The organism is Streptomyces sp. NPDC024687 (assembly GCF_055559055.1).
The window spans coordinates 684,173-710,048 of record NZ_JBVHLJ010000001.1 but is presented as its reverse complement, the minus strand read 5'-3'; the positions used below and the strand labels follow the sequence as shown (position 1 = coordinate 710,048).

27 protein-coding genes and 1 tRNA gene are annotated in these 25,876 nt (G+C 72.0%); 19 read left to right on the top strand and 9 right to left on the bottom strand.

The features are described from left to right. Positions 1-5: 5 nt before the first annotated feature. Positions 6-701: a hypothetical protein gene (locus tag ACZ39I_RS03175; protein WP_467242282.1), complete on the bottom strand. Its 696-nt coding sequence runs from the start codon at positions 699-701 to the stop codon at positions 6-8. Between the two features lie 67 nt (positions 702-768). Between ACZ39I_RS03175 and ACZ39I_RS03170 the strand changes: the two genes are divergently transcribed. After that, positions 769-1,257, top strand: coding sequence for a GNAT family N-acetyltransferase (locus tag ACZ39I_RS03170; protein ID WP_467242280.1), 489 nt, complete (start codon positions 769-771; stop codon positions 1,255-1,257). 187 nt (positions 1,258-1,444) lie between these two features. On the opposite strand, the gene ACZ39I_RS03165 is transcribed toward ACZ39I_RS03170, so the two are convergent. Beyond that, entirely contained in the window at positions 1,445-3,478 is a 2,034-nt protein-coding gene (locus ACZ39I_RS03165; RefSeq protein ID WP_467242277.1) for an MFS transporter, read from the bottom strand. A 161-nt stretch (positions 3,479-3,639) separates the two neighbouring features. Here ACZ39I_RS03165 and ACZ39I_RS03160 point away from each other — a divergent pair, with 161 nt between their 5' ends. Next, positions 3,640-4,584, top strand: coding sequence for a peptidoglycan-binding domain-containing protein (locus tag ACZ39I_RS03160; RefSeq protein WP_467242275.1), 945 nt, complete (start codon positions 3,640-3,642; stop codon positions 4,582-4,584). Between the two features lie 344 nt (positions 4,585-4,928). Next, on the top strand, positions 4,929-5,138 hold the full coding sequence (locus ACZ39I_RS03155) for a hypothetical protein (RefSeq protein ID WP_467242272.1): 210 nt from the start codon (positions 4,929-4,931) through the stop codon (positions 5,136-5,138). On the opposite strand, the gene ACZ39I_RS03150 is transcribed toward ACZ39I_RS03155, so the two are convergent. Together ACZ39I_RS03150 and ACZ39I_RS03145 are read right to left on the bottom strand one after the other, a co-directional pair. After that, on the bottom strand, positions 5,126-5,794 hold the full coding sequence (locus ACZ39I_RS03150) for an HAD-IA family hydrolase (protein WP_467242270.1): 669 nt from the start codon (positions 5,792-5,794) through the stop codon (positions 5,126-5,128). The two genes, ACZ39I_RS03155 and ACZ39I_RS03150, sit on opposite strands and share 13 nt — an antisense overlap. A 190-nt stretch (positions 5,795-5,984) precedes the next feature. After that, positions 5,985-6,566 carry a TMEM165/GDT1 family protein gene (locus ACZ39I_RS03145; protein ID WP_467242267.1) on the bottom strand — a complete coding sequence of 194 codons (582 nt, stop codon included), beginning with the start codon at positions 6,564-6,566 and terminating at the stop codon, positions 5,985-5,987. Between the two features lie 345 nt (positions 6,567-6,911). Here ACZ39I_RS03145 and ACZ39I_RS03140 point away from each other — a divergent pair, with 345 nt between their 5' ends. The 4 genes from ACZ39I_RS03140 to ACZ39I_RS03125 all read left to right on the top strand — a co-directional run bounded on the left by ACZ39I_RS03140 (position 6,912) and on the right by ACZ39I_RS03125 (position 10,721). Next, entirely contained in the window at positions 6,912-7,556 is a 645-nt protein-coding gene (locus tag ACZ39I_RS03140; RefSeq protein ID WP_007381691.1) for an HNH endonuclease family protein, read from the top strand. A 72-nt stretch (positions 7,557-7,628) separates the two neighbouring features. Beyond that, the gene (locus ACZ39I_RS03135; protein WP_467242265.1) at positions 7,629-9,299 is read left to right on the top strand and encodes an alkaline phosphatase D family protein; all 1,671 of its coding nucleotides are present in this window, start codon (positions 7,629-7,631) and stop codon (positions 9,297-9,299) included. A gap of 245 nt (positions 9,300-9,544) precedes the next feature. Next, positions 9,545-9,994, top strand: coding sequence for a DoxX family protein (locus tag ACZ39I_RS03130; RefSeq protein WP_467242264.1), 450 nt, complete (start codon positions 9,545-9,547; stop codon positions 9,992-9,994). Positions 9,995-10,157: 163 nt separating this feature from the next. Beyond that, the gene (locus ACZ39I_RS03125) at positions 10,158-10,721 is read left to right on the top strand and encodes a DedA family protein (protein WP_467242263.1); all 564 of its coding nucleotides are present in this window, start codon (positions 10,158-10,160) and stop codon (positions 10,719-10,721) included. Between the two features lie 660 nt (positions 10,722-11,381). Here the strand turns inward: ACZ39I_RS03125 and ACZ39I_RS03120 are convergent. Further along, positions 11,382-11,612, bottom strand: a complete 231-nt coding sequence (locus ACZ39I_RS03120) for a DUF2277 domain-containing protein (protein WP_467243306.1) — start codon at positions 11,610-11,612, stop codon at positions 11,382-11,384. 117 nt (positions 11,613-11,729) lie between these two features. Here ACZ39I_RS03120 and ACZ39I_RS03115 point away from each other — a divergent pair, with 117 nt between their 5' ends. After that, positions 11,730-12,644 carry a ketopantoate reductase family protein gene (locus ACZ39I_RS03115; RefSeq protein WP_467242261.1) on the top strand — a complete coding sequence of 305 codons (915 nt, stop codon included), beginning with the start codon at positions 11,730-11,732 and terminating at the stop codon, positions 12,642-12,644. 26 nt (positions 12,645-12,670) lie between these two features. On the opposite strand, the gene ACZ39I_RS03110 is transcribed toward ACZ39I_RS03115, so the two are convergent. Beyond that, a complete protein-coding gene (locus ACZ39I_RS03110; RefSeq protein WP_467242259.1) occupies positions 12,671-13,183 on the bottom strand; it encodes a GNAT family N-acetyltransferase in 513 nt (170 codons plus the stop codon). 90 nt (positions 13,184-13,273) lie between these two features. Further along, positions 13,274-14,422 (bottom strand): MFS transporter, encoded by a 1,149-nt coding sequence (locus tag ACZ39I_RS03105; protein WP_467242257.1) that lies wholly within the window; start codon positions 14,420-14,422, stop codon positions 13,274-13,276. A gap of 142 nt (positions 14,423-14,564) precedes the next feature. On the opposite strand from ACZ39I_RS03105, the gene ACZ39I_RS03100 reads away from it, so the two are divergent. Both ACZ39I_RS03100 and ACZ39I_RS03095 read left to right on the top strand, forming a co-directional pair. After that, positions 14,565-15,113 carry a YciI family protein gene (locus ACZ39I_RS03100; RefSeq protein ID WP_467243305.1) on the top strand — a complete coding sequence of 183 codons (549 nt, stop codon included), beginning with the start codon at positions 14,565-14,567 and terminating at the stop codon, positions 15,111-15,113. A gap of 60 nt (positions 15,114-15,173) precedes the next feature. After that, positions 15,174-16,139 (top strand): YihY/virulence factor BrkB family protein, encoded by a 966-nt coding sequence (locus ACZ39I_RS03095; protein ID WP_467242255.1) that lies wholly within the window; start codon positions 15,174-15,176, stop codon positions 16,137-16,139. A 183-nt stretch (positions 16,140-16,322) separates the two neighbouring features. Here ACZ39I_RS03095 and ACZ39I_RS03090 read toward each other — a convergent pair whose 3' ends face one another. Beyond that, positions 16,323-16,748 (bottom strand): DUF6003 family protein, encoded by a 426-nt coding sequence (locus tag ACZ39I_RS03090; protein WP_467242253.1) that lies wholly within the window; start codon positions 16,746-16,748, stop codon positions 16,323-16,325. Between the two features lie 203 nt (positions 16,749-16,951). Here ACZ39I_RS03090 and ACZ39I_RS03085 point away from each other — a divergent pair, with 203 nt between their 5' ends. Together ACZ39I_RS03085 and ACZ39I_RS03080 are read left to right on the top strand one after the other, a co-directional pair. Then, entirely contained in the window at positions 16,952-18,259 is a 1,308-nt protein-coding gene (locus ACZ39I_RS03085) for an MFS transporter (protein WP_467243304.1), read from the top strand. Between the two features lie 541 nt (positions 18,260-18,800). Further along, entirely contained in the window at positions 18,801-19,139 is a 339-nt protein-coding gene (locus ACZ39I_RS03080; protein ID WP_467242250.1) for a hypothetical protein, read from the top strand. 49 nt (positions 19,140-19,188) lie between these two features. Here ACZ39I_RS03080 and ACZ39I_RS03075 read toward each other — a convergent pair. Further along, positions 19,189-19,260 (bottom strand) — tRNA-Val (locus ACZ39I_RS03075). 234 nt (positions 19,261-19,494) lie between these two features. Between ACZ39I_RS03075 and ACZ39I_RS03070 the strand changes: the two genes are divergently transcribed. From ACZ39I_RS03070 to ACZ39I_RS03040, 7 genes are all read left to right on the top strand, one after another. After that, on the top strand, positions 19,495-20,265 hold the full coding sequence (locus ACZ39I_RS03070) for a DUF4097 family beta strand repeat-containing protein (RefSeq protein ID WP_467242247.1): 771 nt from the start codon (positions 19,495-19,497) through the stop codon (positions 20,263-20,265). A gap of 80 nt (positions 20,266-20,345) precedes the next feature. After that, a complete protein-coding gene (locus ACZ39I_RS03065) occupies positions 20,346-21,806 on the top strand; it encodes a hypothetical protein (RefSeq protein ID WP_467242244.1) in 1,461 nt (486 codons plus the stop codon). Between the two features lie 141 nt (positions 21,807-21,947). Further along, positions 21,948-22,136 carry a hypothetical protein gene (locus ACZ39I_RS03060; protein WP_467242241.1) on the top strand — a complete coding sequence of 63 codons (189 nt, stop codon included), beginning with the start codon at positions 21,948-21,950 and terminating at the stop codon, positions 22,134-22,136. A gap of 13 nt (positions 22,137-22,149) precedes the next feature. Next, positions 22,150-22,863: a hypothetical protein gene (locus ACZ39I_RS03055; protein ID WP_467242239.1), complete on the top strand. Its 714-nt coding sequence runs from the start codon at positions 22,150-22,152 to the stop codon at positions 22,861-22,863. A gap of 68 nt (positions 22,864-22,931) precedes the next feature. Beyond that, on the top strand, positions 22,932-23,870 hold the full coding sequence (locus ACZ39I_RS03050; protein ID WP_467243303.1) for a DUF6895 family protein: 939 nt from the start codon (positions 22,932-22,934) through the stop codon (positions 23,868-23,870). After that, complete coding sequence (locus tag ACZ39I_RS03045) at positions 23,867-24,787, top strand: DUF6895 family protein (protein ID WP_467242237.1); 921 nt, start codon at positions 23,867-23,869, stop codon at positions 24,785-24,787. The genes ACZ39I_RS03050 and ACZ39I_RS03045 overlap by 4 nt, the downstream gene beginning before the upstream one ends. After that, a complete protein-coding gene (locus ACZ39I_RS03040) occupies positions 24,784-25,857 on the top strand; it encodes a serine hydrolase domain-containing protein (RefSeq protein WP_467242235.1) in 1,074 nt (357 codons plus the stop codon). The genes ACZ39I_RS03045 and ACZ39I_RS03040 overlap by 4 nt, the downstream gene beginning before the upstream one ends. Positions 25,858-25,876: the final 19 nt, after the last annotated feature.

Here is a 25,876-nt window from a genome sequence, read left to right as displayed (position 1 = left end):
GTCACTCAACTCCCCTTCGCGTGACGCTTGTTGAATGCCCACGGCAGGTGTCCGCGGCTGTCGCTGCGGCCGTCGCGGGCCTGGCCCGCGCGCTCGTGGGACTCATGGGTGGATGTCCGGGACTCCTCGCGGCTCCGCGGCGGGCCGACGAGCTCCTCGAAGAGGGCCCGTGCCTCCACCATGGCGGCGCGCATGTCCTCCGTGTCCGTCCGTCCGTCGCCGTCCTGCCGGGCGTCCGTACGGGCACTCGCCACCGTGTGCACCCGCCGGTAGCCGTGCACACGGTGCGCGTGGTGCACGGACAGCGCGTTGTACTGCTCCTCGTACTGCCCGCCGCCCGGGAAACCCCGGGCCTCGGCGAGTTCGGCGAGCAGCCGGTCGGCCTCGGCGACGGCCTCCCGAGGGGAGTCGACGAAGCGTTCCTGGGCGGCCGTCCAGCGGTCCTCGTACCGCTGGCGCTCCGCCGGTTCGAGGGGCTGCTCGCGCAGGGATCCATGCCGCTCCACGCGCTCGGTGAGTTCACGTTCGGCGGCCTTCTCGTCCCCGTTGTGCCGGGCCACGGTACGGTCGTACTCGGGCCCGAAGCGTCGCTTCAGGCCCCGGCCGTGCTGCGGGCCCCGGCCACGCAGAGTCAGGACGGCCGCCACGATGAGGACGGCCGCCACGATCACGATCAGAGCGATGATCAGGCCAGTTGACATATCTGTCGGGTTGCCTCGAACGTTTTATTCAAACCGTCTCCGCATATGTGTAGGCGACAATCGCGCCATGACCTGGACCGTCACTCCCGAAGCCCCGGGCTCCCCCACAGCAGCGGCACTCTGGCGCGCCTACTACACAGAGGTCAGCGACCGCTACTACCTCCTGCACGAGAACCGCAGAACGGATCCGGCCGAGCTGGAGAGGGAGGTGGCGAAGGGCACGGGCAGCGAACTCGCCCCTCCGACCGGCCTGTTGCTGGTGGCCAGATACGCGGGAGAACCGGCCGGCACGGCGGGCATACGTCTGCGCCCCGACGGGAGCGCCGAGCTCACCAGGGTCTACCTGCACGAGAAGATGCGCGGCAAGGGCGGCGCGGTCCTCCTCGTCGAAGCGGCGGAGTCCGCGGCCCGAGCCCTCGGCGCCACCCGCCTGATCCTCGAAACCCGCGCGGACCTGACCGAGGCCCTCTCCCTCTACGCGAAGCTCGGCTACCAGGAGATCGCCCCGTACAGCGACGACATCTACGCGGACCACACACTGGGCAAGTCCCTGTAACGACGACGGGCGGGCCGGGGGATGTCCGCCTGCGACGCCGGCCGCAGGCATCCAGGGGCGCGGGGAACTACGCAAAACGCCCGCCCCCACCAACGAGAAACGGGCCGCCGCAGGCATCCAGGGGCGCGGGGAACTGCGCAAAACACCCGCCCCCACCAACGCGCAACAGGCCGCCGCAGGCACCCCGTCAAACCGCCGGAGGCACCGGCTGCTCCCGATCCGATCCGCACAGCTCGTCGGTCAGCTCCTTCACCAGCTGGGCGAGATCCGTGGACCGGTCGGGGCCCCACCAGTCCCCCAGCAGCTCCCCCAACGACTCCTCCCGCGCCGCCGCGAGCCGCACCGCGACCTCCCGCCCCTGCTCGGTGAGCAGCAGCCCGACACCCTGCCGTGTCGCCAGCCCCCGTTCCTCCACCTGCCGCGCCGCCGCGATGACCGCGCCCAGCGGCACGGACGTGCGCTCGGCGAGCATCGCCGGCTCCACCCACCCGTACTTCCGCAGGCGCAGGATCAGCCAGCTCGACGCGGGCAGCAGGTCGTACCCGGCCCGCGCGGTGATCTCCCGGTAGATCTCCCGCCGCCCCTCCCGGGTCCCGAGCAGCGACAGTGCCCGGCAGACCTCGTCGTGCGACGACCGTTGCACGGGATTGCTGGCCAGCGTCTCGGTGACGTCGGGCGCCGTGACCGATCCCCGCAGCCGGTCCTCCTTGAGGAACCACGCGAGCACGAACCCGAGGAACGCGACGGGCGCGGCGTAGAGGAAGACGTCGGTGATCGACGAGGCGTACGCGTGCAGCGCCTCGGGCCGCACCGAGCCGGGCAGCCGAGCGAGCCCCCGGGAGTCGGCCTCGATCCCCGACACCGAGACGCCGGGCGGCAGTTGCGCCCCTTGCAGGGCCTCGGCCAGCTTGTCGCCGAGCCGGTTGGCGAAGACCGTCCCGAAGATGGCGACCCCGAAGGACGCCCCGATGGACCGGAAGAAGGTGGCACCGGACGTGGCGACGCCGAGATCCTCGTACGAGACGGCGTTCTGCACGATCAGCACCAGCACCTGCATGACCAGACCGAGCCCCAGCCCGAACACGCAGAAGCAGATGCTCATGACCCAGGTGGAACTGTTCTCGTCGAGCCGGTGCAGAAGCAGCAGTCCCAGCGTGGTGACCGCGGTACCGGCCACCGGGAACACCTTCCACCGCCCGGTACGGCTGACGATCTGCCCGGAGACGGTCGAGGACAGCAGCAGCCCGAACACCATGGGCAGCATGTGCACACCGGACATGGTCGGCGAGACTCCCTGCACCACCTGGAGGAAGGTGGGCAGATAGGTCATGGCCCCGAACATCGCGAACCCGACGATGAAGCTGATGACGGCCGCCAGGGTGAAGGTCCGCACCCGGAAGAGCTTCAACGGCAGCACGGGCTCGGCGGCCCGCCGTTCGACCGCCACGAACGCGACCGCCAGCAGCACGCCCAGCACCGCGAGCCCGACGATCTGGGGCGAGCCCCAGCCCCAGGTGTTCCCGCCCAGCGAGGCCACCAGCACCAGACACGTGGCGACGGCGGCGATGAGGAAGGTCCCCAGGTAGTCGATGACGTGCTTCGTCGACTTACGGGGAATCCGCAGCACCACGGCGATCACGGCCAGCGCGACCACACCGACCGGAAGATTGACGTAGAACACCCACCGCCAGCTCAGATGCTCGGTGAACAGTCCGCCCAGCAACGGGCCGAGCACACTCGTCGCCCCGAACACCGCCCCGAACAGCCCCTGGTACCGTCCCCGTTCGCGCGGCGGGACGAGATCGCCGACGATCGCCATCGACAGCACCATCAGCCCGCCGCCGCCCAGCCCCTGCAGAGCCCGGAAGGCGATCAGCTGGGTCATGTCCTGGGACATGCCGCACAACGCCGACCCGATCAGGAAGATCACGATCGCGGTCTGGAACAGCCGCTTGCGCCCGTACTGGTCACCGAGCTTGCCCCACAGCGGGGTCGCCGCCGTGGAGGCCAGCAGATAGGCGGTGACCACCCAGGACAGGTGCTCCATGCCGCCGAGGTCGCTGACGATGGTGGGCAGCGCGGTGGACACGATCGTCTGGTCCAGCGCGGCGAGCAGCATGCCGAGCAGCAGGGCCCCGATCGAGACGAGGACATTTCCGGACACGTGGGGTTCTCTCGTGTCCCGCACGTCCTTCGTCATGCCGTGCGCATCCGCGGCCATGAAGACCTCCCGAGGCTGTCGTTACTTCTCCATCGTGGTCGGTGTGACCGCTTACGGCCTGTTGAGTCCTGTTGGAAGCCGATATTCCGGGGGCTTCCGAAAGTCGGCTGTGGAGGGGGTCTGCATAATCTCTGGAGTTTGTGAGGGGAGGGACGAACACCATGGCGGAGTCGAACGGTCATCTGTGCCCGGAGTGCGGGGCACCGAGAGGGGCCGACAACACCCCGTCCTGCGGGTGCAACCAGCGCGCGTCGGACGCCCTGCGGGACGCGCGTACGGCGGAGGCGGCCGCGGCGGAGGACTTCGATCCGCTGCGCATACGGCCGTACGTGGAACTGGACGACGAGACGGCGCCGGTGCACCGGGTGCCCGCATCGGACGCCACGATGCCGCTGCGCTCGCTGACACCGCCCCCGGCCACCCCGAGCCCCACCGACCTGAACCTGTTCGAGGCGGAAGGGAACTCCTCCGCATCCCGCTCGACCCCGCACGCTCCGCACCCGAGCCGCGTCCGACGCCGTACCGCCCTGCTCGCCGCCGGGGCGGTCGTGGCCGTGGTCGCCGCGGCCGGGTTCGCCAGTGGGCTGTTCGCGTACGAGTCGCCGTCGCGGGACGAGGCCGCGCCGCGGGACGTACGGCCGGCGGTCCCGGACGCGACGACGACCGCGGCGTCGGCGTCCCCGTCCACGGCTTCGGCATCGGTACGGCCGTCCTCCGCGTCCCCCTCCGCCACGGCGAGCGCGAGCCCGTCGGCCTCCCCGTCCCCGTCGAGGTCCAGCGCCTCCCCCAGCCCGTCCCGGTCGGCCGGACCCTCGGCGACCCCGTCGGCCCCCGCCACGACGGCTCCGGCGGCCGGAGCCGACGCGGCACACGAGGCGAACCCGCCGGTCCTGCGCCGGGGCGCCGAGGGCCCCGAGGTGGTCGAACTCGAACTACGGCTCACCCAGGTCGGCCTGTACTCGCGCAAGGCGAGCGGGCAGTACAACGAGGGAGTAGAGGACGCGGTCGCCACGTATCAGTGGCAGCGGGGGATCCAGGTACCGGAACACGGGGTGTACGACCTGACGACCCGCCAGCGACTCGAGTCGGAGACGACAGAACCTTAGGGGGTTCTCCGGGCACGAATCCGGTGGCGGCCGGTCACGCCCACGCGGCGGAGCCGTAACCCAGGCGGGGCCTTGCCTGACGACCCGGCAGCGCCTGGGGGTCGGAGACGACAGAGCCCCAGGCGGTTCTCCGGACACGGATCTGGGGGCCACTGATCACGCCCACCCGGTCGCGTCCCGCGCGGCGGAGCCGCAGACGCACCAGAGCCCCCGGCCCCGGACAGGCGGGCACTGCCTGACGACCCGGCAGTGGCTGGACTCGGAGACGACAGAGCCCTAGGCCGCTCCTCGGGCACAGATCCTGTGGAGGCTGGTCGCGCGCCCACGTGGCGGAGTCGGAGACGATGGCGGTCGCGTCCACGCGCACCGGTCCGGCGAGTGCGGCGAGCAGGGCGGCGCGGGCGGTCGGTGCCGTGCCGGCCTGTGCGGCGTTGCCGACGAGGCGGGCAACCGTCCTCGGCGGCACCCTCGACGCCTGCACCACCGCCTGGCTGCGCCGCCGCGCGGCAGCCGCAGCGGACCCCGCCCCTCCCAGGGACACCTACCCGACGTAGATCTCCAGCGTGCCGTCGCCCCCCGCTTCCACCCTCACCTGTGTCAGGTCCCGCACCACGACGTCCGGCCCGTGCGCGCCCGCGCGGGGACCGACTCCCACAACCCGCATCCCGGCCGCTTTACCCGCCGCGATCCCCGCCCCGGAGTCCTCGAAGACCACGCACTCCGCCGGTGCCACGCCCAGCTCCGCCGCGCCCTTGAGGAACCCCTCGGGGTCGGGCTTGCTCGCCCCCACGGACTCGGCGGTGACTCGGGCATCGGGCAGTTCGAGACCCGCCGCCGCCATCCGGGCCGTGGACAGCGGGACGTCGGCCGAGGTCACCAGCGCGTGGGGCAGCCCCCGCAGGGAGGCCAGGAACTCCGGCGCCCCCGGTATCGCCACCACGCCGTCCATGTCCGCGGTCTCCTCGGCGAGCATGCGCGCGTTGTCCGCGAGGTTCTGCTCCACGGGCCGGTCGGGCAGCAGGACCGCCATCGACGCGTGCCCCTGGCGGCCGTGGACGACCTTCATGACCTCGTCGCCGTCCAGCCCGTGACGTTCGGCCCAGCGGCGCCAGATGCGTTCCACGACGGCGTCGGAGTTGACGAGGGTGCCGTCCATGTCGAGCAGGAGGGCGCGGGCGGTGAGCACGGTGGGGGCGGCGGTGGCCGTCATTGGCAGCTCCAGGACGCGGGACGTGGGGCTTCGGAGGTGTCTCCCCCGCACCCCGGGAGGGACAAGGCGGCCCCGCCCGCCGGTCAGGGAGAACGGGCGGAGGCCACTTTGTTTCTCTACGGTACAAAACCGGGCCGGTTCCCGCCACCACCCCCGGATACCGCCCGGAACAGTTCACCCGGCGTTCAGCTCATCCGGACACGGCCTCCCACAGGCTCCACAGCCCGAGCCCCAGCATCAGCAGCGCCGCCACCTTGGTGATCAGCTTCAGCGGAACCCGCTTCATCAGGGCCTTTCCGCCGACGATCCCGAGACCCGCCACCGCCCACAGCGCGAGCACCGCGCCGAGGCCCACGGAGAGCGGGTCGTCGTAGCGGGCCGCGAGGTTCGCCGTCATGATCTGGGTCAGATCCCCGAACTCGGCGACCAGGATGAGCATGAACCCGGCGCCGGCGACCTTCCAGAAGGACTGGTCCCGCGGCTTGCGGATCTCCTCGTTGCCGTCGTCCTTCTTGAACAGCAGCACGGCCGCGCCACCGAGGAAGAGCACGCCGGTCACCGCCTGCACGATCTGCTGCGGCAGCAGGGTCAGCACGCTGCCGGCCGCCACGGCGAGCGCGACATGCAGCGCGAAGGCGGCGGCGACGCCCGCGAAGACGTAGGAGGCACGGTAACGGGTGCCGAGGACGAGACCGGCGAGCGCGGTCTTGTCGGGCAGTTCGGCGAGGAAGACGACGCCGAACACGACGGCCGTCACGGCGAAGCTGATCAAGGGTCCTCAATCGGTCGGGGCCGCCCCACCGAGAGTGTTCCTGCGAAACGACGCCTCGGCACGGCAGCACACAGTCAGTGCACTACTGGCCGAAGGTCTCGCTGGCCGATCCGTGAGGACCTGCCTCCGGGCGCCGGCTCAGACGAGCTGAGCAGTATGTCGACGGTCCGGCGAAGAGCTACTCCCCTTCAACGCCGTCCATCGTACGTGATCGTTTCGCCGCACATCTTGTCGTGTCATGTACGCGTCACTAACTTCTCACCGTACGCACATCTCCCCGCAACACGGAGCCGCGAGCATTCGACCGCTCGTACTCCAACGCCCCCGTCCCCCAAGGGAGTTCGCATGCCGAAGTTCTACGCGCGTCGACGGCTGAGCATACTCGGTGCGCTCACCGCGCTCATAGCCTCCGTCGCGGTTCTCAACGGCCCGACCGCCTCCGCCGCCCTCCCCACCCCGGTCAGCGCCGCCACCGCCCGCACCTACCTCGCCTCGCTCACCGTGGCGACCGAGAACCGCACCGGCTACGCCCGGGACCTGTTCCCGACGTGGATCACCATCAGCGGCACCTGCAACACCCGGGAGTACATCCTCAAGCGGGACGGCTCGAACGTCGTCACCAACTCCGCCTGCACCGCCACCAGCGGCAGCTGGTACTCCCCGTACGACGGCGCCACCTGGACCGCCGCCTCCGACCTCGACATCGACCACCTGGTCCCGCTCGCCGAGGCCTGGGACTCCGGCGCGAGCGCCTGGACCACCGCCCAGCGCCAGGCCTTCGCCAACGACGTCACCCGCCCGCAGCTGATCGCCGTCACGGACAATGTGAACCAGTCCAAGAGCGACCAGGACCCGGCCGAGTGGATGCCGTCGGTCACCTCGTACCGCTGCACCTACGTCCGCGCCTGGGTCCAGGTGAAGTACTACTACGACCTCTCCGTCGACTCCGCCGAGAAGAGCGCTCTCACGAGCTACCTCGCCAACTGCTGACCGATTCCGTGGCGGAATCTCCCCGCAGGCCTCGGTCGTTCCGTACCGTACGGGGCGACGGAGGAGGATCACGTGAACGATCTGCGGGTCGGACCACTGCTCAGGTACGTCGACGGCTCGTCCGCGACCGTGTGGGTCGAGACGAGCCGTCCGTGCACCACGGAGGTGCGCTGCTCGGACGGCACCGGGGGTGAGGCCCCCACCTTCCAGATCGAGGGCCACCACTATGCCCTCGTCCCGGTCGACGGCCTCGCCCCCGGCACCGAGCGGTCGTACGAGGTGTTCCTGGACGGCACACGCGTGTGGCCGCTGCCCGACTCGCCCTTCCCGCCCTCCGTGATCCGCACGCCCACCGAGGAGACGCCCGTCCGCGTCGCCTTCGGTTCCTGCCGCTGGGCCGCGCCCCCGGAGGGCGAGAAGGACCCGGTGGGCCCCGACGCCCTGGACACGCTCGCGTCCCGTATCGCCGCCGAGCCGGAGGGCGAGCGGCCGGACGTCCTCGTCCTGCTCGGCGACCAGGTCTACGCCGACGAGACCTCCCCGGCCACGCAGAGCTGGCTCGCCGCACGCCGCGATCTGAGCGACCCGCCGGGCAGCCAGGTGGCGGACTACGAGGAGTACACCCACCTCTACTACGAGTCCTGGCTCGATCCCGAGGTGCGCTGGCTGCTGTCCACCGTGCCCAGCTGCATGATCTTCGACGACCACGACGTCATCGACGACTGGAACACCTCCGCCGCCTGGGTCGAGGACATGCGCGCCCTCCCGTGGTGGCGGGAGCGGCTGCTGAGCGGGCTGATGTCGTACTGGGTCTACCAGCACCTGGGCAATCTCGCCCCGGCCGAGCTGGCCGCCGACCCGCTCTACGCCGCCGTACGCCGATCGCCCGACGGCACCGACGAGTTGCGCGACTTCGCCTGCCGGGCCGAGGCCGACGCGGCCTCCGTGCGCTGGAGTTACCGGCGCGACTTCGGCCGGGTGCGGCTGCTCATGGTGGACTCCCGCGCGGCCCGCGTCCTCGACGAGCAGAACCGGTCGATGCTGGACCCCGGCGAGGCCGAATGGCTGCGCGAACAGGCGCTGGAGGAGCGCGCCTCCTACGACCACCTCCTGATCGGCACCTCGCTGCCCTGGCTGCTGCCGCATCTGGTGCACGACGCCGAGGCGTGGGACGCCGCGCTGTGCCGGGGGGACCGCGGGGCGCGCTGGGCCCGGTTCGGGGAGGGTCTGCGGCGCAAGGCGGATCTGGAGCACTGGGCGGCGTTCCCGGAGTCCTTCGCGGCGCTGGCGGATCTGATCGCCGAGGTGGGTTCCGGTCCCGAGGCGCCGGCGACGGTGCTGGTGCTGTCGGGGGACGTGCACCACGCGTACGTGGCCGAGCCCAAGTGGCGCTCCGGCGGACCGGACGCCCGCGTTCTCCAGCTCACGTGTTCTCCCGTCCACAACTCCGTGCCCAGTTACATGCGGTTCGGCTTCCGCTTCGGCTGGAGCGCGGTGGCGCGGACACTCGGTCGGGGGCTCGCCCGGCACGGAGGCTGTGCGCGACCGCCGGTCTCGTGGCGCCACACGGGCGGCCCCTGGTTCGGCAACCAGCTCATGACGCTGACGCTGAAGGGCCGTTCGGCGCGGCTGCGGCTGGACCATGCGCGGGAGTCGGGCGAGGGACGGGCGCGGCTGGTGACGCTCTCGGAGTCCGAACTCACCGGTCGGAGCGGACGCGAGGCCTCCCGGCTCACCCGCTAGCCGGGCCCCCGCAGAACGGCGCCGGGTGTGGATTCGGACACGCTTTCGGACGCCGATGCGGTGACCCACAAGCCGCCCACGTGCAGGTGGGGGTGAAACGGAAGGGGCAGCAGAGGCAAACCGATGGCTAAATGTTGAACTTGAAAGCATTGCTGGGGCGCCCCTACCGTGGATGGCTTCACTCGGTTCCATCCCCCTGGGGAGACCCCCCTGTGGGACCGACCCGACCGAAGGAGTCCCCCACAATGACCGGACGCCTGAACAGCGCCCAGCCATACGCCCTCGGCCTTTTCCGCATCGTCGTCGGCCTGCTCTTCCTCTGTCATGGCGCCGCCTCCCTCTTCGGTGTCCTCGGCGGTGCCGCCGGTACCAACGGCGGCACTCTCGAAGCGGGCACCTGGCCCGGTTGGTACGCGGCCGTGATCCAGCTCGTCTGCGGCGCCCTCGTGCTGCTCGGCCTGGGCACGCGCGCCGCCGCGTTCATCGCCGCGGGATCCATGGCGTACGCGTACTTCAAGGTCCACCAGCCGATGGCCCTGTGGCCCATGGAGAACGGCGGTGAGGCCTCGGCGATGTTCAGCTGGGCCTTCCTGCTGCTCGTCTTCACCGGGTCCGGCGCGTTCGGCCTGGACCGGCTGTTCGCGAAGCGCTCGGCGGACGAACGGAAGCCGGCGGCGGAGCCGGTGGCCGTCTGAGGCGAAGCAGCCGGGTGAACATACCGAGTTCATCCCATGCGCCCCCCGTGAATCTCCTGTCCCGGCCGACGCGTACGCTGTATGGCTGTCTACGGGGGAATCACGGGGAGTCGCAGTGTTGGAGAGCCTGGGGTCACTGACCGGCAGTCCATGGATCTACGCCATGGTCGCTTTGTCGGTGCTCCTCGACGTGTTCGTGCCGGTGCTGCCCAGCGGGGTGCTGGTCATCACGGCCGCGACGGCCGCGGCCGCGGGCAGCGCGGCGACCGGACAGGTCCCCGATGTGATGACCCTGATCCTCTGCGCGACCACCGCCTCCGTGCTGGGCGACCTGGCGGCGTACCGCCTCGCCTTCCGGGGCGGTGCGCGCCTCGACCGCGCGATCGCCCGCTCACGCCGACTCACCACGGCGCAGGAACGTCTCGGCGACGCGCTCTCCGCGGGCGGCGGGGCCCTGGTCGTGCTCGCCCGATTCGCGCCCGCCGGCCGCTCGGTGGTCTCCCTCCTGGCCGGCACCGCCCACCGCCGAGCCCGCGACTTCCTCCCCTGGTCCGCCCTCGCGGGCCTGTCCTGGGCGGCCTACAGCGTGGCCCTCGGCTACTTCGGCGCCCACTGGCTGGGAGCGACCTGGCTGGCGACGGCGGTGTCGGTGGCAGCACTCTTCGGAGCGGGCGCGGCGGCGGCCTATGTGATGCGGCCACGTACGGGGGCGGCGGGGGCGCGCTGACGCGGACTGCGTCGGCGGCTGGGACTGCGACTGCGGGACGTGCGTCGGCTACGAGTCGGCGGGGACTGGTCGCATCTGCGCGGTGAGCCGCGTATCGGTACGGCCCCGCCGCCGGTAGGTCTGGCTGCGACACCGCCCGGAGGCACAGGTGACGACGACCGCGAGCGCGTCCGAGGCTGCGACGGCGGGACTCACGTCGACTGTGGGCCGGCAGAGACTGGTCGCGTCCGCGCCGGAGAGCCGCATATCGGCACGGTCTCCCACCCCCCGGTAGGGCCCGGCTGCGGCCACGCCCGGAGGCACGGTGACGACGACCGCGACCGCGTCCGGGACTGCGACGGCGGGACGCGCCTCGGCTACGGGTCGGCAGGGACTGGTCGCGTCCGCGCCGGAGAGCCGCATATCGGCACGGTCTCCCACCCCCCGGTAGAGCCGGCTGCGGCCACGCCCGGAGGCACGGTGACGACGACCGCGACCGCGTCCGGGACTGCGACGGCGGGACGCGCCTCGGCTACGGGTCGGCGGGGACCGGTCGAAGCCGCGCGGGAGAGCTGTGTATCGGGACGGTCCCGCATCCCCCGGTAGGTGCAGCTCCGCCCGGTCGGTGGCTGACGGATCTACCCCCGGTCACCCCCGCACCCGGCACTTCCCCGACCCCGGTCAGCTCGCCTCGCGTCGAGTTGTTCCGCGGATTTCCAGTCCCTCCAGCAGCTCCGCCGTCGCCTCCGCGATCACCTCCACGGCCCGGTCGAAGACCTCCTGGTTGTGGGCGGCGGGGGCCCGGAAGCCCGACACCTTGCGCACGTACTGAAGCGCGGCGGCCCGAATCTCTTCCTCCGTCGCCTCTTCGGGCAACACAGGCGGACGAAGCGTCTTGATACTGCGGCACATACCGACAGTCTCCCTCCCCGAGCGGATCGGCGCTTCCGCCCGCCCGTTCCGAATGCCATGATCCTCGCCGAGGCGGCCACCGACCCCGGGGCCGACCGACGAGAGGAACACCCCGACATGGCGCACGACTCCGCGCACCGTAAACCCACCGTGGCCGTCCTGGGCCCGGGCGGCACCGGCGGCCTCCTCGCCGCCCTCCTGGCCCGCGCCGGACACCGAGTGATCTGCCTGGCCGGCGAGGACACGGCGGACACCCTGCGCACGGCCGGCATCCAGGTCCGCAGCAACACCTTCGGCGACTTCACGACCCCCGTCGAGGCCGACACCGAGCTGCGCGAACCGGTCGACGCCTGTGTGATCGCCGTCAAGCACACCTCCCTGCACTCCGCCCTCGACCGCGTCCCGCCCAGCGCCCTCGGCGACGGTCTGGTCGTCCCGCTCCTGAACGGCGTCGAACACCCGGCGACCCTGCGCACCCGCTACCGCCCGGACCGGGTCGCCCCCGCGGTGATCCGCGTCGAGTCGACGAGGGTCGCACCGGGCGTCATCGAACACGGCAGCCCCTTCGCCGAGCTCGACCTGACCGGCGACGGCGTCCCCCGCGAGCGCCTCGACGCACTGGCCTCCGCCCTGACCGCGGCCGGCCCCGCGACCCGTGTCCTGGACGACGAGACGGCCACCCTGTGGGCCAAGATGTCCTTCCTCGCTCCCTTCGCCCTCCTCACCACCCTGCACGCCCTCCCCCTCGGCGAGGTGCGCACCCGCCACCGCGAGGAGCTGACCGCGCTGGTCGAGGAGACCGCCGCGGTCAGCGCGGCCTGCGGCGGCCCCGCCGACGCCGCCCAGGCACTCGCCCGCTACGACGCCTTCCCGCCCGGCACGAAGTCCTCGATGCAGCGCGACGCGGAGGCGGACCGCCCCCTCGAACTGGACGCGATCGGCGGGGCGTTGCTGCGCGCGGCGGACCGGCACGGCGTGAAGGTGCCCGTCGCGGCCCGGGTGGTACGGGAGGTGGCGGACGCCACCCGCTGACGCGCACACCCTCACGCGCGCCCCCCTCAGTCGCCGTGGCCGCCCGTCAGGTCGAACCGCCAGTCGTTCGACCTGATCCAGTGCCCCTTCGGATACTCGAACTCGGCCTGTCCGAGCAGCGTGAAGCCCGCCCGACGGCAGACGGCGTTCGACGCGGTGTGCTCCACGCTCGGGAACGCGTGCAGATACCGGTGCCCGCCGGCGGCCCGTGCCTCCTCCACGACGGCGCGGGCCGCCTGCGCGGCCAGCCCCCGCCCCTGGAACTCCGGCAGGATCCCCCACCCGGTCTCCCATATCAGGGAGTCCCGCCACCCACGCTGCCAGAACCCCACCGAGCCGACGGTCTCCCCGCCGTCCGCGAGCGTGACCCGGTACATCCGCCCGGACGACAGCCCGATGTACCGCCGGTGCCGTGCGACGAGCTGCTCCTCGCTCTCGGGCCCGCCCAAGTGGTCGGTCATCTCAGGGCTGTTGATCCGCTGAAGCAGCCAGAAGTCGCCCTCCGCCCAGGGCACCAGCCGCACCTGCTCCGTATCCATGCCGACCACCTTAGGCACCGGGTCTGACAACGCCCCCGGCCTGCGGATCTGCCGAACCGGCAACTCCTGAGACCGGTCCGCGCCCCAAAATCATCGCGTCGCCCGATGCACGGCGACGGCCATGACGACCACGGAGGTCAGCACGATGCCGGCGCCCACGTAGAGCGGTGCGGTGTAGCCGAGTCCCGCCGTGATCGCGAGGCCTCCGGCCCAGGCGCCCAGCGCGTTGCCGATGTTGGACGCGGACACGTTGGCGCTGGCGGCCAGTGCCGCGCCCTGGGCGTAGTCGGTGACGCGGGTGATCATGCCGGGCACGCCGGCGAACCCGAACACGCCCATCAGGAACAGCAGCACCACCGACGCCGTGGCGCCGGTGGCGAGCAGCCCGAACAGGGCCAGGGTGACGGTGAGACCGGCCAGGGCGAGGAGCAGCGCACGGTCCCGGTCGTGGTCGGCGGCCCGACCGCCGACCAGGTTGCCGACGACCAGGCCGGCGCCGTACACCATGAGCAGCCAGGCGACATCCGCCGGGGAGAAGCCGCCGACCTCGGTGAGCGTGTAGGCGATGTAGCTGAACGCGCCGAACATTCCGCCGTAGCCGAGTGCGGTGGCCACCAGGGTCAGCCAGACCTGCTGGGACCGGAACGCGCCGAGCTGGGCGCGCAGGGCGGTGGGAGCCGTCGGTGTCTCCCCGTGACCGCCCGGCACGAACGCGACGATCCCCGCGAGCGCGAGCAGGCCGACCCCGGTGACCGCCCAGAACGCGGACCGCCAGCCCCAGCGCTCCCCCACCAGCGCGCCGAACGGCACACCGAGCACGTTCGCGACCGTGAGCCCGGCGAACATGACGGCCACCGCGCGGGACTTGCGCTCCGGTGCGACCAGGCCGCGCGCGACGAGGGAGCCGATGCCGAAGAACGAGCCGTGGCACAGCGCGGCGACCATCCGCCCGAGCAGCATCACCGGGTAGCTCGGTGCGACGGCGGACAGCAGGTTGCCGAGGACGAACAGGACCACCAGGCCGACCAGGACGTGTTTCCGGGGCAGTCGCGCGGTCGCCGCCGTCAGGGCGATCGCGCCGACCGCGACACTCAGCGCGTATCCGGAGATCAGACGTCCCGCGGCCGCCTCGGACACCGCGAAACTCGACGCCACCTGCGGCAGCAGCCCCGCGATCAGGAACTCGGTCAGCCCGATGCCGAACCCACCGACGGCCAGCGCCACGAGCCCACTCGGCATCCGTCGCCGTTCGATCGCCGGGCTGGGCGAATGGCAATCCCCAAGATCCGCGCTCATGGACCGACCCTCGCGTCCCGACCACGGACCGGTCCATGGACAAAGCGGCGACGACGCTTGGACGAAAGCAGGGACGATGTTCCTCATGGAGTTCTTCTGCTACCACCGTGACCGGCCCGGCTCCCTGCCCCTGCGGGAGGAACTGACGGAAACGCACTGGGCCTACATGGACCAGTACGAGGCCGAACTGATCGCCCGCGGCCCGACGTTCGCCGCCGACGGGGAGACACCGACGGGCAGCGTGCACATCGTCGACCTGCCCGATCCGGCGGCCGCCCGCGCGTTCGCCTTCGACGAGCCCAACTACCAGGCCGGCGCGTACCGGGACGTACTGCTGCGCCGCTGGCACAACCTGCTGGGCCGCACCGTGTGGGACTTCCCCGGCGGCCGGACCGGCAGCGACCGGTACCTGGTGCTCGGTCTCGGCGCGGGAGAGGCCGCCGACCTCGCCGTACCGGCCGACAAGGACGACCTGATCGCCTACGGTCCTCTCCTGTCCGACGACGCCGGCGCCTGGCTGGGCACCGCGGCCCTGGTCCGCGCCCCGGATCCGGGCCGGGCGCGGGCCGTGCTGACCGCAGACCGATATGCCGTGGTAGAGGTCCACGAGTGGGAGTTCGGCGGACGACGCTGACAACCCGTTCTCGGGGCAACCGCACAGGGACCAGCCGCACGAACAAGGAGCGTCCACGCCATGGGTACCGCCGTCCACGTGCCGCAGACCCGGGACATGATCGGGGACGAACTCTCCGGAGACGAGGCGTTCACCGCCCTGCGCCACTACGGCGGGCTGCGGCTGCTGGCCGACTCCTTCGCGCGGTTCCGTTACGCCGACGGCTTCACCAACGCGCGTGCTCTCGCCTTCCAGGTGGTGCTCGGGCTGGTTCCGTGCACCGTGGCGCTGGTCGGTCTGGCCACGTCGGTGCACACGGAGGGCGTGGGCCGGATCATCGAGCTCACGCTCGGCCGGATCGTGCCGGGCGCGAGCGCCGATGTCGTGAAGGACGCCTTCGACGGGACGCGCCGCACCGCGCACGGCAGCGCCTGGAGCACGCTCGCCCTGTGGCTCGGTCTGGGTTTCGCGCTGCTGAACCTCGCCTCGGCCATGGGCCAGATCGAGCGCGGCGCGAACCGGATCTACGGCATCGAGCGCGACCGCCCCTTCCCGCGCAAGTACGCGCGCGGGATCGTGCTCGCGCTCGCCGCCGGTCTGCCGCTGGTGCTGGGGTTCGTCGTGCTGGTCGCCGGAGAGGCCGTGGGCGACGCGGTGGCCGAGTCCGCGGGCCGGGAGGGCGGCGGGCCGCGCTGGTGGGGTGTGCTGGACCTGCCGGTGGGGCTCGCGCTGGCCTGGGTGGCCTCCGCCGTGATCTTCCGCTGGTCACCGCGCCGGGTGCAGCCGGGTTACACCTGGCTGGCCTTCGGCTCGGCCGTGCATCTGCTGCTGTGGGTGGCGGCCACGTGGCTGCTCGCGCTGTACGTCGAGGAGAGCGGTGCCTTCGGAGCCGTGTACGGGCCGCTCACGGCCTTCATCGCCCTGCTGCTGTGGGCCAACCTCACCGCTGTCGCCCTCTTCCTCGGCATCGCGTTCGCCGCCCAACTGGAAGCGGCCCGCGCCGGCATCGAGTCGGCCGTACACCCCGATCCGGGCCCGGGGGTCTGAGGCCACCGGGCAGCGATGTGACGCGGGATACGGCGGCACACCGGGGCCGTACCCCCAGATCCCCGCCCCCGGGCGTGAGGCCACCCGGGAGCGATGTGACGCGGGGTGCGACGGCATACCGGCGCCGTACACCCGGATCCCGGCCCCGGGAGGTGAGCCGGAGTACGCCCGCAGTCCCCGCTGTCAGCCTTCCGCGGCGGCCGTGACCGTCGCGGGGTCGACGCCGGTCAGTTCGACGATGCGGTGCGGTGGTACGCCGGCGGCCAGCGCGCGGCCGATCAGGTCGTCCCGGCCGTCCGCGTAGTCGCGGTACGTGAGCAGTTCCTCCTCGACCCCGGCGAGGGACTCCGGCGCCAAGTGGTGGCGGACCCGGCTCAGTTCCTCGTCGCTCAGCGGCACGGGCAGCCGTTCCGCCCCCTCGGGCACGGCGGCGGTCTCCTCCGGCGGCAGCAGACGCAGATGCGGGGAGGTCAATGTGGCTCCCTGGGCGTCCAGCCAGGCGCGGACCGCGGGCGTCTCCATGCACGCGAGCTCGCCGACGGCGGCGGGGGCCACGCCCAGCCGCGCGGACGCGTTGTCGAGCAGGAACAGGTAGGCGTCGTCGGTCATCCTCGGCTCCTTCACACCAGGGGTCGATCGAGCTCCCCTTACCCCGCCTCGCCCGGCTAATGTTCAGGTTCGGTGGATGACCCCGGAGGAGTGAGGACATGCCCGGTCTTCCCAGCACGCGTTGACGTCGTAGGCCGTCCGGCCTGTCATCGCGTGCCGCCCCTGACGGTGTGGCACAGCAAGCCTTCGATCCGGGGATCCTTGTGCCGTCCGCTTCCTCCAACGTGTCCGATTCCGGTCGCCCCACCCCGTCGAGCCTGTGGCGGAACGGCGACTTCCGTAGCCTCTGGGTGGGCCAGACCGCCTCCCAACTCGGCGATCAGACAAGCCTGTTGGTGTTGCCGCTGTTTGCCGTCCTGACCCTCGACGCCGGTGCCGGCCAGTTGGGTGTCCTGCGAGCGGTGGGGCAGGCGCCGATTCTGCTGCTCTCGCTCTTCGTCGGCGCGTGGGTGGACCGGTGGCGCACCCGCACGGTGATGGTCCTGTCGGACGCCGGTCGGGCCCTGGCGCTGGGTGCCGCCGCCCTGACCGGGCTCCTCGGGCTGCTCGGTCTGCCCGCGCTGTTCGCGGTCGTCTTCGCCGTGGGGGTCCTGTCCGTGTTCTTCGACGTCGCCTACCAGTCGTCTCTCGTGCGGCTGGTGGGACGCGACCAGTTGGTGCGCGGCAACAGCGCGCTCGAGGGCAGCCGGTCCGCGGCACAGATCGGCGGTCCCGCTCTCGGTGGTGCGCTGGTGTCCTGGCTGTCGGCACCGGTCGCCGCCGCGGCGGGCGCGCTCTTCTTCGCACTGTCGTTCCTGTCGATCCGAGGGATCCGTCGCGGCGAGTCGATACCGGAGCACTCGGGACGTTCCCCTCGCACAGGGCGGCGGATTCAGGAGGGCCTCCGTTTCGTCGTGCGCGACACCTCCCTGCGGACCGTGTGCCTCGCCTCGGCGGCCTTCCAGTTCTCCTTCGCCGCGCTGATGACCGTCTATCTGCTCTTCCTGCCGCGGGAACTGCATCTGTCGGGCGCGGTCGTGGGACTGTGCCTCGCGGCTACGGGGCCGGGTGCGCTCCTGGGGGCGCTGCTGGCCGCCCGTCTGCCGGGCCGGTTCGGTCATGGCGTGGTGCTGGTGTCCGCGGCGGTGCTCGGCGACGGCGCGTTCCTGTGGGTGCCCGCGCTGCACGGCTCCTCCGCGGTGACGGTCGCCGCGCTCCTCGCGGTCGGCTTCGTGTTCGGGGCGGGCGGCCAGTTGGTGAACGTCACGGTCATGGCCGTACGGCAGGCGGTCACCCCGGACGGGATGCAGGGCCGCGTGGCTGCCACGATCACGTTCGTCGGCATGGGCCTGACCCCGCTCGGCTCCCTGCTCGGCGGGTATCTCGCGCAGGAGTGGGGGTTGCGGGCCAGTCTTTTGGTGACGGCCGCGGGCATGATGCTGTCGCCGGTGCTAATGGCCCTGTCCCCGCTCGCCCAGCTGGGACGGACGCTCCCGGCCCACGTGGGGCACACCGACCTCGCGTCCGACTGATTCCGGCGGGACCGACGGCCTGCCGCGAGGACGACGGGTCCGACGCCCAGACCGACCACCCGCCCGCCCGCCGCGACCCCGGTCTGCCCGCCCCGGAGTCGACCTTCGTCCACCCGCACCGCCTCGACGCCCGCCGCGCGTCACCGGTCGCGAACCTCTCAGCGCCGCGAGGCCTTCGGGAGCGGAGGCGACGACCACTGCGCCCAGTCCACCCGCCCGCCACAAACCGCCCAGACCGACCGCCAGCCGCCGACCCACACCGCCCATCCGTCACGAGACCACTCGTCCGCCCCCCACACCCACGGCCGGCACGACCACCAACCGCCCGCCCACACGGACTGTCCGCGCCACGCCCGCCCGCCCCGACCATCCACCACCACGACCAACCGTCCGCCCAAACCGCCCGCCCACCCTCAGACCGCCCGCCACCCGCCGAAACGACCGTCGCCGCCTCCACTCAGCCCACCCACCCACCACCCCATTCGCATGAACCTCCCGAAGCCACTCGCCACCCAAAATCGAACAGGCGTAGCATTGTGTCGTGGCTAAGACCTATGACTTTCCGAGTGACCTCCTCGCCGGTCAGGAGGAGCTGCATCAGGTCCGGGCCGAGCTGTCGGCCCTGCTCAAGCGGCTTCCTTGGTCGGTCGCGCCTCTGGACGGCTTCAGCGACGACAACGGCTGGCGGAAGGTGGAGCGCCCCGCCTCCCCCGGCTGGACCCCCGACGAACAGGCCGAGGTGGAGAAGCTCCGGCGACGCGAGCACGAACTCGCGGTCTTCGTCACCACGCACCGGTTCTGGACGGAAGTGGAGACACCGGACCGCGTGGACGCCCGGACCAGACTGAAGCACGCGACCGCCACGCGGGAAGCGGGCTGAACGACGAAGGACCCCGGCCGAGATCGGCCGGGGTCCTGTCCTGACTATGTGGGCGCGGACGGTTTCGAACCGCCGACATCCTGCTTGTAAGGCAGGCGCTCTACCTCTGAGCTACGCACCCGAGACGAGTCGACAGCCTACCTTGCCCAGAGCCCTCCCCTGCAAACCCTTACCCCGGGGGCCCGGAGAAGTCAGGGTCGGTACGGGGGAAAACCCCACCCCCGATCCGGGAGCGGCCCGGATCCCCCGCGGGCGCCCCGGTCCCTAGGGTCGAAGCAGGGTCGCGGAGTGCCCGCGGCCGCCCGCCCAGGGCTCGATCAGAGCTCGGTGAGGGCTGATTCAGGGGGAGATCATCATGTTCCGTACCGTTCCCGCACGTGCCGCCGCCGCGGCCGGGGTCGTCGCGCTTCTCGTCGCGGGGGCCACCGCCTGCGGTGCCTCCGCCGGGGACGACAAGACCCCCGACCACAAGGCCTTCGCACTCCAGGGCCGCACCCTGACCGTCGACTCCGACGACTCGGCGCTGGAGATCGTCGCCGCCGATTCGAACAAGTCGGGGACGGTCGAGGTCACCCGCTGGTTCCAGGGAACCGTCGCCGTCGGCAAGGACCCCGAGGTGACCTGGTCGATGAAGGACGACCGGCTGGTGCTGCGGATGAAGTGCAGCGGCGTCGTGGCCGACTGCGCGGCCAAGCACCGTATCGAGGTGCCGCGGGACATCAGCGTGAAGGTGAAGGACGGCGACGGCAGTGTGCGGGCCCGGGGGTTCACCCGGCCGCTGAGCATCAGCACCGGGGACGGTTCCGTGCGGGTCACCGACTCCAGCGGGCCGCTGGAGCTGCACACCGGCGACGGTTCGATGCGCGCGGAGGTCACCTCCCGCCGCGTCACCGCCCGCACCGGCGACGGCTCGGTCCACCTGGAACTCGGCGCCGTACCGGACCGGGTGCAGACCCGCAGCGGCGACGGCTCGGTGACCGTCGAGCTGCCGAAGGCCACCTACCGCGTCGACACGAAGACCGGTGACGGAGGCGTCGACGTGTCCGTGCCCCGGTCCGACTCCAGTGACCACGTCGTGTCCGCCCAGAGCGGAGACGGAAAGGTCACCGTGCGAACCGCGAACTGATCGGCCCGTGTGTTCGTCCCTTACCGGTGGGAGAATGACACCGGGCACCGCCAGGACGGACCACAGCACGGGAGAGGGATGTGACGGCGACACCATCGCAGCCGTACTCGTCGTCGTCGGTGCCGCCGGCACAGTCTTCGGTGCCGCGCGCACAGTCTTCGGTGCCGCGCGCACAGTCTTCGGTCCCGCGGACCCAGTCGTCGGTACCGCAGGCACACCGTCAGGCGTTCAAGGACACCCTCACTCTCGTCGGCCTGCCCCTGCTCGCCGCTCTCGTGCTGCCGGCCGCGTTCGCCGGCGGCGGCACCCGGCGCTGGTTCGGCGGGCGCGCGGAGAGCCAGCGGGCCGAGGCACAGGCCGCGAAGGACGCCGCCGCGGCCGCGTTCTACGAACTGGACACCGCCCAGCGGGATCTGCGGATCTCGATAGAGACCATCACGGCCGTCGACGACTCCCCCGCCGCCCGGCGGGCGGTCGCCGACTTCCAGGCGATCAGCGGGCGGATCGACGAGGCCAGCGGGCGCTACATCGAGGCCGTCGACGCCCATGACCTCGACCGGGACGACCTGGAGGCGTCGGTCGCCGCACACGCGCGCGCCGAGCTCACCCGGGCCAAGGACGACCTCGGCAACGTCAAGAAGGAGCTGGACCGTTTCGGCGACAGCCTCGGCCCTCTGCTCGGCAAGGCCGAGACCCAGCTGGCCCGCCTCGCCCCGGCCGTCGAGCGGGCCCGGCAGGGACTGCTGGCCGCCTCCAACGCCCTGGACACCGTACGGGAGTCGGGGCTGAAGGCGGACGACCTCGCCGCCCGGCTCGCCGCCCTCGGAGCCGACCTGACCAAGCTCAACCAGGGTGCCGGGCAGCACGGCGTGCCGGAGACCCTGGAGCGCGCCGAACGGGTGGCCCGGGAGGCCGAGTCGATCCGGGTCGAGGCCGAGCGGCTGCCGGAGCGGGCCGCCGAGATCGACCACCGGCTCGTCTCCCTGCGCACCCGCGCCGAAGCCCTCACCACCCGCGCGGGCCAGGTCGATCCGGTCCTGAGCGAACTGCGCCGCCGGTTCACCGCCGCCTGCTGGCAGGACCTCCAGCACGTCCCGGACCACGCCGCCGAGAACGTCCGGCAGGCCGAGCAGAAGCTCCGCGAGGCCCGTGCGGCACGCGACGAACAGCGCTGGCCGGACGCGACCTCCCTGCTCTCCACGGTCCGCGCCCTGCTCAACACCACCGACGAATCCGTCTCCGCCGCCGGCGACCGGCTGCGCCAGCTGAACGCCGTGCAGAAGGACCCCCAGCAGGAGATCGACCGCACCCGCTTCGCCATCCGCGACGCGCAGCGCCTGGCCATGACAGGCCGCACCACCCCCGACCCACGGCACGCGCGCCCCCTGGACGATTCGGTGGCCCGCCTGGACCGGGCGATCACCACCCTGGAGGGCCGCCACCCCGACTACTGGCACTTCCTCACCGAGACGGAAGCGGTACGGCAGACGGTGGCCCGGGTGGTCTCGCAGATCCGTGAGGAGCGCGGGGGCGCGCACTGAGGGTGCGTCAGCCGTCAACTACTTGCGAGCAGGAAATTGAAGCTCGCACGAACTAGACAAATCGACCTTTTTTGCATACATCGCGCCAATACGGTGACATGGACTAAGACCCGCATATCTCTCGCAAAAGGAGATGGTGGTATGTCTTCCACCGAGTTCCAGCTCGAGGACCTCACCGAGGTTCCCGGCACCGACGTCGAAGCGGCTCTCGACCCCGTCGAGGCCGACGGCTGCTACCGCGACAGCCGCCAGTGCGCGGCGCTTGCTCTGACGTCCTCGTCGAGCAACCTCCTGCTGTCGCCTCCGACGCCACGGCCGAAGAAGGGCTGACGGGAGAATCCGTATGGAGCAGTCAGGCACTTCGACCCGCCTCGCGGGCGCGGTGCAGGGCCTCACGTCGGAACTGGTCTCCGCTCTTCGGAGCGGAGACCGCTTCCGGCTCGCGGGCACGGTCGCGCAGGGGCACGCCCCCGGGACGACCGCCGATCCGTCCCTCGCCGCCGTACGGGTGGTGGGGGCCGACGTCGTCCTGCCGAGCGTCCTGCTGTGTTGCCCGCCCCCGGACGGGGACGACCTCGCCGTGTTCGGCAGAGCCGTACACGCCTATCCGCCGCCCGCCGGAGCCCCTCCCACCTCGGTGTGGAGCCACTGGGCCATGCGGCGGGCCCTGCTGCGGCTGGACGCGTCCCTCGACGGCGACTGGGACGACGACGCCGAGCCCGAAGCGGCCTGGCTCGACGACGTGCCGTGGCAGTTCCTGACCCATCAACTCGCCGTGCTCGCCCCGCTCGCACTGCCCGGCGAGGACTGCGCGGTGGCCCGTGCGGCACGCCGCCGCCCGGTCGACGTCGCCCGGGGATTCGTCCGGGCGGTCCGCCGCCGCGACTGGCTGCAGGCGGCCGGAGCGGGACGCTGGCTGACCGTCCTCGACGGCGTGCCGCGGACGCTGGGTCTGGACACCGGGCTGGAGTTCGTGGCCCAGATGGGCGGCGAGGACGCCCGCGTGGCGTTCCAGGTCGAGGCCGCCCAGCTGATGCGGACCGGGGTGCTGGTGTGACGGCGCACCAGGCGGCGCACCAGGTCCGGGCGGCGAGCGAGGTCCCGGCAGCGCGCGACGTCCGGGCTCTGGGCGAGGCCGCACTGGCCTGGGTGAGCGCCCACCGCGACGGATTCGCGTTCGGCGACGACGCGCTCGCCGAGCACGGCAACGTGAACACCACCTGGAAGCCCCTCGGCGAGCTGGCCCAGGTGTGCGTCTGCGTACGACGGCACACCGATCCGGCCGACCCGCTCCACGTGATGGCGTCCGACCTGTTGTCGTTCGCGTGGCAACAGACCGGGCGCGGTGCCCTGTTCACGGAGTTGCAGCGCCTGGAACCCTTCGCGACGTATCCGCTGGAGGTGTACGCGGCGTTCGCGTCGGCGGGCCTGCGTCATGCCGGCTACGAACGCGCCACCGCGACGGTGGCCCGTACCCGCGGCTGGCACGTGACGGAGCAGGAACCGAACCGGCGCCTGAGCGTGCTCAACTCCGAGCGCCGCAGCGGCCTACCCCAACACGGCGACATGGCGCGGGCGTTGGACCGCACCTGGCTCGCCGGCCTGCCGGAACCGTGGACGTTCGAACTGGCCGCCGGCTACACGCTCACCCATGTGATCTTCCATCTCACCGACTGGGGCCTCACCCCGCAGGCCGTCCCCCCGCCGGTCGCGGCCTATCTGCGGCACTGGCTCACCCCCTGGCTCGACACCTGTCTGGAGGACGAGCAGTGGGACCTCAGCTGCGAACTGCTGGCCGTGGCGAGCAGTCTGCCCGGCCCGCCGGAGCGCGCCCTGTTCGAGGAGGCGTGGGCGAGGCTCTCGGTGGCCCAGGACGACTCCGGAGCCGTCCCGGAGGTCGGCGGACGAGGCAGCCCTACGACCGCGCCCGCCTTCCTCGACTGCTACCACTCGACGCTGATGACGGCCTTCGCCGCCGTGCTGACCGTCAACCGGCTGCGCGAGGCGGCCGGGGACGCCACGGAGTCGGAGGCGGCGGCCGACGGACAGGGAGTGCCGGGATGACCTCCACGCGTCTCATCCACCAGGTCGGGCTCGGCGCCCTGGAGTGGCTGCACGCCCACCGTGACGGATTCCGGCTGGAGTTGGACGTCGATCCGGAGGTCGGCTTCCTTGAGCGTTTCAAGCCGGTCGGCGAACTGGCTTTGATCTGCAAGGTGTTGTTCCGCGAAGGCGTGGCCGGGTCCCGGCAGGCCACGCTGGCACGCCAGTTGATCGACCACGCCTGGCGTCACACGCTGGACGGCGGCCGGATGCTGGTGCTGGGCCAGCGCACCGAGCCCATCTCGCCGATCCCCTTCGAGGTGTACCTGCCGTTCAGGGAACTGGGCTACAGCAACCCCGAGGCCGAGCGGGCCTTCCGGCTCAACCAGCGGCTGGACAGCTTCGCCGCCCTGGAGATGTCACCGGTGCGGCGCCTGGGCCTGTCCGCCTTCCAGCGCCGCTTCGGCCTGCCGCCCCGGGTCCCGGAGGCCGACATCGTCGGAGCGACGTGGCTGGGGCGCGCACCCGAACCCTGGACGGTGGAGGGGCACATCGCCTACGACATCACCCACACCGTCTTCCACCTCACCGACTGGGGGGAGAACCCCGACGGCCTGCCCGCCGGGATCGCCGGCTACCTCGCGGACTGGCTGCCGGTCTGGCTGGACGACTGGCTCGACCTGCAGCGCTGGGACCTGCTCGGTGAACTGCTCGTCGTCGACGCCTGTCTGCCCCGTCCCACCTTCGACGAGCGGGCCTGGGAGGGCTTCGCCGCCGCCCAGCAGCCCGACGGCGCGATGCCCGCCGTACGCGAGATGCCGCCGGGCGGACCCGACGAGGTCTTCGACGTCGTCTACCACCCGACGCTGGTCGCCGCCTTCGCCTCCGTCCTGGCCACGTCCCGCGCCCTGACACAGCTGGCGCACACGCCGTCATGACAGCCCCGGCACGGTGGCCGGGCAGTCCGGCCGACGTCACCGGCGTGACGTCGAAGCAGGCACCCCTCGACGACGAGACGGTACGGCGGCGGCTCGACGCGGCCGTCGACGCCGTGGACGCGCCCGACGTCGTCTTCGCCCTGTCCCGGCAAGGTCGCCGCACCGTGCGCACCGGAGGCACCGCGGCGCCCCCGCCCGTGGCCCGCGAGCGGTTGCGCTACGAGATGGGTTCGGCCTCCAAGACGTTCACCGGGCTGCTGCTGGCCCAGCTGACCCAGACGGGCCGGCTGTCCGCGGGCGAGCCCGCCGCCGCCCTGCTGGATCCGGCCCGGCGCCCCGGCGAGGACCCGGTCACCCTCGCCCACCTGATCACCCACACCTCCGGACTGCCCGCCCTGCCCGCCGACTTCTTCGTCCGGGCGCTCCCGGCGTGGCGCACCAACCCCTACGCCCGCTATCCCGCCGAGTGCGTGGTCGACGCCTTCCTGCGCCACCGGCGACGCCACCGGCCCGGCACCCGCTGGCACTACTCCAACTTCGGTGTCGCCGTCCTCGGTCACGCCCTCACGGCGGCGACCGCCACCCCGTGGGACGAGCTGCTCACCGGCCAGGTGCTGGGCCCGCTCGGGCTGAGAGCCACCCTCGTCCCCGGCGGCCCGGACACCGACGCCACCGGCCGTCGCAAGGACGGTACGACGCCCGTGCCCCCGCTGGTTGTCGGGGGCTTCGAGGCGGCCGGGGCCGTCCGGGCCACCCCGCACGACCTGCTCACGTTCCTCGAAGCACATCTGGACCCGGCGGGCCGCCCGCTGGCCGACGCGCTGTGCGCGGTGCAACGCCCGGTGCTCCGGCGCGGTCTCGGGCACCGGCATGTGCACACGGTGGCCTGGTTCCAGCACCCCACGGAGTGCGGTCCGATGTACTTCCACGGCGGGGCGACCCTCGGTCAGCAGGCCTTCCTGGGCTTCCGGCCCGACATCGGCACGGCGTTGGCCGCCGTGTGCACCCGCCGTTTCCGCGCCGGCGATGCCTTCGTGCCGACCGCCTACACCCTGCTGGCAGAGATGTAGCCGGCCGACGAACTCGGGC